The 5651-nt window shown below is 29.0% G+C and carries 8 protein-coding genes; 7 read left to right on the top strand and 1 reads right to left on the bottom strand.

Features of this window, described 5'->3' with window-relative positions:
- The coding region (locus KW502_RS14895; RefSeq protein WP_255554285.1) for a transposase at window positions 1-196 on the bottom strand (196 nt) is incomplete at its 3' end.
- A 403-nt stretch (window positions 197-599) separates the two neighbouring features.
- Here KW502_RS14895 and KW502_RS14900 point away from each other — a divergent pair.
- The 7 genes from KW502_RS14900 (at window position 600) to KW502_RS14930 (ending at window position 5513) form a co-directional block, all read left to right on the top strand.
- Entirely contained in the window at window positions 600-1442 is an 843-nt protein-coding gene (locus KW502_RS14900; protein WP_219041350.1) for a sporulation delaying protein family toxin, read from the top strand.
- Window positions 1443-1452: 10 nt separating this feature from the next.
- Window positions 1453-1986, top strand: coding sequence for an SdpA family antimicrobial peptide system protein (locus KW502_RS14905; RefSeq protein WP_219041351.1), 534 nt, complete (start codon window positions 1453-1455; stop codon window positions 1984-1986).
- Window positions 1964-2881, top strand: a complete 918-nt coding sequence (locus KW502_RS14910) for a sporulation-delaying protein SdpB family protein (RefSeq protein WP_219041352.1) — start codon at window positions 1964-1966, stop codon at window positions 2879-2881. Before KW502_RS14905 ends, KW502_RS14910 begins: the two co-directional genes overlap by 23 nt.
- Window positions 2859-3329 (top strand): hypothetical protein, encoded by a 471-nt coding sequence (locus tag KW502_RS14915; protein WP_219041353.1) that lies wholly within the window; start codon window positions 2859-2861, stop codon window positions 3327-3329. Before KW502_RS14910 ends, KW502_RS14915 begins: the two co-directional genes overlap by 23 nt.
- Window positions 3330-3539: 210 nt before the next feature.
- Window positions 3540-4028, top strand: a complete 489-nt coding sequence (locus tag KW502_RS14920) for a Panacea domain-containing protein (protein WP_219041354.1) — start codon at window positions 3540-3542, stop codon at window positions 4026-4028.
- Entirely contained in the window at window positions 4029-4547 is a 519-nt protein-coding gene (locus tag KW502_RS14925; protein WP_219041355.1) for a hypothetical protein, read from the top strand.
- Window positions 4548-4853: 306 nt separating this feature from the next.
- On the top strand, window positions 4854-5513 hold the full coding sequence (locus tag KW502_RS14930) for a hypothetical protein (protein WP_219041356.1): 660 nt from the start codon (window positions 4854-4856) through the stop codon (window positions 5511-5513).
- The last annotated feature ends 138 nt before the right edge of the window (window positions 5514-5651 follow it).

Genomic DNA, 5651 nt, shown 5'->3' on the forward strand with positions numbered 1-5651 from the left:
AATGTTCAATAAGCTTGCGGTCGCTGATGATATTCTCTAAATAGCCCACCAGACAGAGTTTAAAAAACACAACAGGATCTATACTCTTTTGACCACTGCTGCCGTAAAAACCTCGAGTAAGATCATACAGAAAATCTAAGTTTAAGGCTTCTTTCAATCGGCGGTAGAAATTTGTGGGCGGTACGCGGTCACTCAACCGAAAACTTTTGAATAACTGCTCTTGCTATACTTTTTTGCCTTGCATATCATGAAATTAATCTTTTTTAGTAAATTGTGCAACAGGCACACCGGTAACCGTTGCACAAGTCTAAATTTCTAAGAAAAGAGGATTATTCTGATTTTTAGCAATAGTTAAATTGTTGCTTTCTAAGGGTATGGTGTTATTGAAGTCTACTATTAATTTTAAATTTGATTAAGAAAGAGGTTGTGCAACACGCACAATGCGTATAGCCAATTGCGGCAAAATACTTATTCGATATTCGATGTTTTTAGCTAAATTTAATGTCAGCGGACAAAACCTGGCAAACCAAACCGCAACTGGCCATACTCAAAACCGTTGTAAAACATTAAAAACGAATATTAATTTAAAAATTTGAGAAATGAAAAAATTTGTAAACCCTTATTTATCAATGACTATGGCAATTCTTATATTATTTGTGTCTTGTACACAATATGACGAAGATGTAACTCAGAAAGCTATTTCAGAAGAAGCTAATGATTTAATGAAAAGAGGTGCTAATTATACAGGAGAGGATATTTTTAGAGGAATATTTTTTCTTGAGGGTAAATTCGTTAATCAAATACCATCCTTATACAATGCAAAAGTAGAGCGAGACATCATAATAGAAAACCCAATGTTTGTATCTTCTTATCCAGAATTATCAGAGCAATATCTAAACCAAGAGGCAGGTTTAGAAAATGATAGCCTAGTATTAAAAATAAGAGAGTTAAATCCAAACATTTTTGCCGAACTTAAAAGTTCAATTTTATCTAAAGACCCATATAAAGTAAAAGATAAATTGGAAGATTGTGCTTTATTACTAAAATCAGCTCTTCTGACTAACGAAAAGGTAGAAAAAAACATTAAAGTTATTAAAGACGGTAAAAATAGAGGTGGTATTGACCCTAAAAATTATGACTTTACTGTAAAAGAAGACGTTGAAAGATATAATTCAGATATGACATCATTTCTAGAAAATGATCCTGAATATAGCTCGGAAATGCAAAATGAAACTGCTGCTTTGGCAATTGTATTTTTAGTAACATTTTTTGTTCTTGTTGCTTTTATTGCTTATTTGCTAGCTGCAATAGGTGGAGATGCAGTTGTATTTATAGGCAACTTCTTATGGATATACAATGTGAATTGGGTTGAAAACTGGTCTATTGGTGATATTTGGGATGGTATGACAAATGTAATTAGTGATGTCATTGATTTTTTCTAAACTTAAATTGATGAAAAAATATATACCTTATTCAATAGTGTTAATTATATACTCATCATTTTTTTTGTATGTATTTGTTAATATTATCCCTAGTCCTGTTTTTTCAAGTAATTTAAACCCAAAGTCGAAGCACTTTATTCGTCTTATTTTTATGGAATCATTTGGCTTTTTTACAAAAGACCCCAAATCAAAACAATATCACATTTACAAGATAGACGATAACAATAATCCGAACGAAATAACCTTACGTAATTCGGATGGTTTTAATAATTATGGGTTTTCAAGGATTAACAGGAAAAAGCTAATTGATATTGCAAAAATTGAAAAAAAAGTATTAAAAAAATGGAATGAATCCACCAAAAAAGATTTAAATACTAGTAGTATTGATTATCATTTTGAATGTTTTGATACTGAAAAACTAAACATAACTCACATTTCAAAAGGAAAATATTTAATCATTAAAGAAAAACCAACATTATGGGAATGGAGAAATTATAGTCAAAAAAATAAAAAAATAGAATATGTGTATTTTTGCCTACAGTAAAGAGTTTTTAAAAAAGTTAGTGTTTACTAACCCTTACACAAAAGTTTATGGTTTGGGAAGAAGCTTAATAGCTTTTAGTACTATTTTAGTTTTTTTATTTAACGACTTTGCCTTACTATTTGATAGAGAAGCTTTATCCGTATTAAAAGAATCTGAATATTTTTTTAGTCAGTTTAATTTTTTTGCACTTTTAGGTTATAAAAATTTATTACTTTCAAAAATATTGTCCTTAACAATTTTGATAACTGTAATAATAGGAGTTGTTCCTCAGTTAACTGGTTTACTTCATTTTTGGTTAACTTTTAGTTTTTATCATTCTGCTATAGCTCTAGATGGTGGTGATCAGATAGCAGTAACAATTACATTTCTTATTCTACCATTAACATTATTTGATAATAGATTAAACCACTGGTATAGTAAGAAAAAACATTTAGGACTATTTAACTTCATAGGAAATTTGTCATTTCTGATAATTTCCTTACAAGTTTGTTTTATATACCTAAATACTGCTATTGTTAAATTAACCACTATAGATGAATGGAAGGAAGGTACAGCCTTATATTACTTTTTAAATAGTAATTATTATGGGGTAAATGATTTTTTTAAGGTAATTATTGACCCTATTTTAAATTCTAAAGCAGTTTTTTTTCTTACTTGGTTTGTGATTATATCACATCTATCACTTGCATTTATATTTTTACTGAGTAGAGAAAGAAAAAAAACATTTATTTGGTTAGGTATACTACTGCATCTGTTAATAGCCTTATTAATGGGTCTGTATAGTTTTAGTATAGCAATGTTTGGGGTATTAGTATTGTATATGTTACCATTTGATTCATTAGAAAATATTTTAATTTTAAAGAAAAAGAGCTATGAAAAAAAACACTTTATTTAAAGAGACAAAATTAATCTGGTTACTTATAATACCATTCGCAATAATTTTAACTACTTTACTACTATTTATGTTAATTGCTATTGGTAATGATAAAAATCACTTAATAATTTTTTTCATCGTAAACATATTGGTTTTCTCTACTATACTGGCTCTTTTTTATAGATTTAAGATAGAATTATTTGAAAACAAAATAATACTTTCATTTGGTATTGGTATTATATCAAAGAAAATTAATATAGAACAAATAGATAAAAGTAGTATTAACCAAAAAAAAATTCCTTGGTATTATGGTATTGGTTGGAGATATGATTTTAAAGGCAACATTTTATTCAGTGCTAATTTTGGAACTGCTGTAACCTTTAAACTAATGGATGTAAACAAAAAAATAATGATAGTTATGGATAAAAGAAAAGAATTTGAAAATGAACTCATTAAAATTATTAATTAGATATAACGTTTTACAACACCGTATAAACATAATAAGGGTTAAAGGCTTTATGTAATGGCAGTTTTGTATTTAAATAAGCAGTTTATAAACTGAAACTAATAGCTTATATTACCCTTACTATGCTTATACAAAACCGTTGGCAGTAAGCTGAAAAACATTACATATTGAATAATTCTAGGTTAAGATTTTAATATTTAGTACTTTTGCAAAATGAAAGCGACAGCATTAGGACATATAATAACAGATTATGTTAATAGTAAAGGAGTTACTGTATCACCAAAAAAATTACAGAAACTAGTTTATTATGTGGAAGCTTGGCATTTAGTTCACCTTGATTCTGAACTAATTGACGAGAATTTCGAAGCTTGGGTTCACGGACCAGTTGTTCCTGAATTATATCAAGATTTGAAACAATTCGGATATAACGACATTAAAATTCTTAATGACGAACTTGATTCTGCTGAAGAAAGAATTGAAAAAGTCGCAAAAGAAAATGATTTAACTGAAAATCAACTTGAACTTATTTATTCTGTTCTAAATAAATATGGGACTTTAAGTTCTTTTGAGCTAGAAATGCTGACACATAGTGAAAATCCTTGGATTGAAGCTAGAGAAGGTTTTCCACCTCACGAAAGATGCACAAAAGTAATTCCTAAAGATAGAATGAAAGAATTCTATACTGCCCAATTAACTGCATAAATGGCTAAAAAGGGTAATAAGAATAGCGGATTTGATATACCAGACCCAAAAAAGCAACTTGAAAATGCTATTAATTCGTTATCCAAATACAAAGTAGGAGAACAAGGTATTCCATTTCATTCCGTAAAAAATTTAAAACCTTTTTTTGCATTTGACTATTTATCTCTTGAAAAAACTGATTTATGTTTTAATTGTAAAACAAACGACAGAGATGATTTATTAGGTTTATTGGAAGGTCTTAAAAAGGTTTCCTCATTTACTTATGAAAAGATGCGATTAACCAAAGCGTTGAGATTTCATTCAATAGATTTATGGGACAAGGAGGTCAATCTACAACCTAAAGATTTCTTGAAAATACTAGCACCTAGCTATCGTGGAATGACAGAAAATGAACTTCCTACTCTTTATCAATTCGATTTACAATATACTATCGAAGCTAGAGCGGTTGGATTCTTATATAAAGGAATTTTCTATTTAGTTTGGTATGACAGGAATCATATCATATATCCGAAAAAATAAAAGCCTACTGCCAACACCGGTAACCGTTGCACAAGTCTAAATTTCTAAGAAAAGAGGATTATTCTGATTTTTAGCAATAGTTAAATTGTTGCTTTCTAAGGGTATGGTGTTATTGAAGTCTACTATTAATTTTAAATTTGATTAAGAAAGAGGTTGTGCAACACGCACACCGTGTATAATTAATTGCTAGTTTTAGCTTGCTTACGAAAATCCTCGCGGATTTTCTATTCCGTTTTTATTTGCTAAATTAGGTGCTTAAACACGCCACTAATCATACACATCAACGTTGGGCATAATTTGAACAAAATGAAAAAAACACTGATAATATTATTGATTGGAATTTCCAATATTACTTTTTCTCAAACGATGACAGAAATTGATTCTGTTTCTTATGAAATGTGTGATTACCTGAAAAATTTAGAAATTAAAAACGATACACTGAAAATAAACACATTATACGAAAAGCAACTTTATCCATATATTGGAAAATTTGAGCAATCACAAACTCAAAAAATCGGACAACAAGTTTATTATAGACTTCAAAGGAACTGTGTGGAATTTCGGAATTTATTAGACAGATTGGAACCGCCAAAAGAAGCAGTCACAAGAATAACGGTAAAACCAAAACCCAAAATATCGAAAAAGCAACTTAAGGAATTTAAAAACCAAAAGGAATTTTATTATTTCGAAGTTGCTGGAGATACAACACGAGTGAAAATGGAAAAAGGAAAATGGACGGACTCATTTTCTGATAATACAACTTCAAATCTGACTTACAATTGGATTAATGAAACAGAATTCGAATTAGTCTTTTTGGAAAGTAATAATGAAACACGGTCTAATTTTAGTGTAAAAGGTGATAAATATATTTATCAGGTTTTATCAAAAGAAGATGGATATTATCAAATGACAGTAAATATTCCAGGACAAGAGACTTTTGAGAAATTTAAAATGTATTACGAATAAAAAACTATGCCCAACAATGGTAACCGTTGCACAACCCCATAATTAAAAAAAAACGTATTCATTTAAACCGCTTTAGAGCGGTTTTCTAGTTTTATATCGTTTGTAAATTAGCAAAATGAAGTGCCTTTAAAATGTATC

This window comes from Mesonia aestuariivivens, from assembly GCF_019311235.1.
In the GTDB taxonomy this organism is placed as follows: Bacteria; Bacteroidota; Bacteroidia; order Flavobacteriales; family Flavobacteriaceae; genus Mesonia; species Mesonia aestuariivivens.